Annotated in this window: 4 protein-coding genes; 2 read left to right on the forward strand and 2 right to left on the reverse strand. The window is 35.8% G+C overall.

Going from position 1 to position 2,687, the window contains the following annotated elements; genetic code table 11:
- Window positions 1–20: 20 nt before the first annotated feature.
- Complete coding sequence (locus tag JO950_RS21630) at window positions 21–197, forward strand: hypothetical protein (protein WP_202704495.1); 177 nt, start codon at window positions 21–23, stop codon at window positions 195–197.
- Between the two features lie 578 nt (window positions 198–775).
- Here JO950_RS21630 and JO950_RS21635 read toward each other — a convergent pair.
- Window positions 776–1,198 carry a hypothetical protein gene (locus tag JO950_RS21635; RefSeq protein WP_202704496.1) on the reverse strand — a complete coding sequence of 141 codons (423 nt, stop codon included), beginning with the start codon at window positions 1,196–1,198 and terminating at the stop codon, window positions 776–778.
- A gap of 15 nt (window positions 1,199–1,213) precedes the next feature.
- The gene (locus JO950_RS21640) at window positions 1,214–2,173 is read right to left on the reverse strand and encodes an RHS repeat-associated core domain-containing protein (RefSeq protein ID WP_237732422.1); all 960 of its coding nucleotides are present in this window, start codon (window positions 2,171–2,173) and stop codon (window positions 1,214–1,216) included.
- A 130-nt stretch (window positions 2,174–2,303) separates the two neighbouring features.
- On the opposite strand from JO950_RS21640, the gene JO950_RS22380 reads away from it, so the two are divergent.
- Window positions 2,304–2,477 (forward strand): hypothetical protein, encoded by a 174-nt coding sequence (locus JO950_RS22380; protein WP_237732423.1) that lies wholly within the window; start codon window positions 2,304–2,306, stop codon window positions 2,475–2,477.
- Window positions 2,478–2,687: the final 210 nt, after the last annotated feature.

Here is a 2,687-nt window from a genome sequence, read left to right on the forward strand (position 1 = left end):
CCTGACTTGCCGATTGTGCTGTGAAGCCACCAAAACGATTGGCTTCTACCGGTGGATCTTTTACTGGATCCGGAGTAAAAATAGGAGGATCAGTGTCGCCCGGATCATCAGGTGCAGGAGGTTCTGGATCTCCACCGCCCTCGCCTGGGTCAACCGGATCAACCGGAATACTTTGGTCCTCGCTATACCTGTACTGAAATCCTCCCAGATAATCTGTATGCGTTGTACCGCTGGCCTCTTTTACAATTTTCTTCAGTTTTTGCCCCGCTGCGTTGTAAATATACTCAATTGATCGAGGGCTTGCAAAGGTAATTTTTGTGTACCGCTATTTCAGGACTAGACATTTCAATAAATAAAAACCATACAATTGATACACTACCCAAACACAACATTTATAACGCTGATTTCCCTCAGATTGAAATCCATTTTTTATGCATTTATTATTGCAAGAATTACATTTTATTTTCATGACCTAATTTGAAACACTAAGTTAAAGCAAAATCATTTTAAGGCTTATTAAAAGACAAAAAACGAAAGAGGCGACCAACCAGTCGTCTCTTTTTCTATTCAAGAATTAAAATGTTATATTCTTTTTCAGTCCGTTACATCTTTATTTTGCAAAAACACCTAATCTGGAACATTACCTAAAACCACTAGACATAAAAAAAACCTAACACCAAATTATTCATCCAGTTGTTAGGTTTTTATTTTGATTAATAATTTAAAACTACTTTTTATAGCCAAAGCTATATTTTTTTCTTACTAGTTACCTTATCTATTTTTCTGGTTCATACATCTTTTCTTGGATTAAATTTAAAAAAGGTTTAGAATCTTTTTTCTTTACTCCATTAATTTTGATGCCAAAATGACTTCCCATGCAAATGGTATCTGTGATTTTACCATTATGAAAAATTATTTGCATACGCACATCTATTTCATTTTGCTTTTTTTCAGTTTTCAATTTTTCATATTCCTTTGTGAATCTCTCGATGTATTCTCTATCTTCTATTTTTTTATATTTTACATCATCTCTAAACATTTCACTTCGTATAGATTTACAATTAAGTCTAAAAGGAAAAAGTTTATTCCCTTTGAAGTAAAAAAATTCTAAATATTGATTATCAGCTATTGAAGGTTCATTTTTTATATTACAATTTAAGGCTGAAAATATAATAATTGTTAAAAATATGCTTTTCATAATTTATATAGTTTATTACTTTTTGTATTTTTCAAAAGAAGGATTATAGAATATTCCTTGGTTAGCCATCTTCTGATTAAATTGCACGGTTTTGGATGCATTAACGTTAGTTGATGTTGGAGAGTTTGTGATGACTGGTAACCCTTGATGATTATTTCTAGTAACTTCAGGAGCTGCAACTTCTCCATTTGCCCTAGCTGTTCTTTGTTCCGAACCAGTGACAACTCTTTTCTCTTCTTTATTATCATACTGGGCATCTTCTTTACCAAGCCTAAGATTCATTTTAACTTTTCCTTCAGCTGCATATTTACCTGCGTGGTCTCCTTCATGGTCTAGTACAGTTGCTGGAGATAAAATATTTCCACTCGTTGTCTCTAATCCCATATTTGGATTCCATTTTACAACATTATAATCACCTGAATTCGGAGCTAATGAAGGTTGATCAGTAGTTGTAACTCCATCAGTTTGTTGAACATCCACCATTAAATTAGGGTTTTCTGCAACTGACTTTAGACCTTGCCCACCACCATTATTAACATCGTAATTATAAGCGCTTACAAAATCCCTTACAAATTGGTTATCAGGTAGAACTGTCGCACCTCCATTAAAAATAAATTCTTGTTGTTTTCCGTTTTTATCAACATAATTAATTCTCCAATCATCAGGTGCCATTCCATCAGGGTCTGTAAAACTCATTGGATTATTAAAACAATAATTATATGGACTGTGCCTTCTCATCTTCTCCGCAAGTGGATCAATATTGCTCCAACCTGCTCTTGCAGGGTCATAAAATCTAGATCCATAGTCGTACATGTTAAGTCCCAGCTCGTCTTGGAGCTCCTTGCCATTATACTTATACTTATTACTTTTAGTTACATAATCATTGTATCCCTTGTGCTTCAATCCAAAAGGATAATAATTATTCTCGTCAATAATAGTAAGAACTTGCGTTGCGGGATTTTTAGCGTAACTCAATCGTATGTTACCCAAATGATCTTTGTACTGGTACACATATTTTTTACCTATGTAATCATAATACCCCTCTGCCGTAGGGAAAAACTCTAAGGTTGGTCGCGATGGAGCGGCCTGACTTGCCGATTGTGCTGTGAAGCCACCAAAACGATTCGCTTCTACCGGTGGATCTTTAGGAACCGGATCGTATCCATCAATAGGGGGATCTCTGTTCCCCGGATCATCCGGTGCAGGAGGATCTGGCTCTCCACCGCCTGGCTCAACAGGATCAACCGGAATACTTTGGTCTTCGCTATACCTGTACTGAAATCCTCCCAGATAATCAGTATGAGTTGTACCGCTGGCCTCTTTTACAATTTTCTTCAGTTTTTGCCCCGTTGCGTTGTAAATATACTCAATTGATCGAGGGCTTGCAAAGGCAATTTTTGTGTATCGCTATTTCAGGACTAGACATTTCAATAAATAAAAACCATACAATTGATACACTACCCAAACACAACATTTATAACGCTGATTT

It is taken from the genome of Flavobacterium sp. UGB4466, from assembly GCF_903469665.1.
Classification (GTDB): domain Bacteria; phylum Bacteroidota; class Bacteroidia; order Flavobacteriales; family Flavobacteriaceae; genus Flavobacterium; species Flavobacterium lipolyticum.

Bases quoted from the DNA above. Each gene is read 5' to 3' on its own strand.
- JO950_RS21635 (WP_202704496.1), bottom strand. From the start codon at position 1,198: ATGAAAAGCATATTTTTAACAATTATTATATTTTCAGCCTTAAATTGT.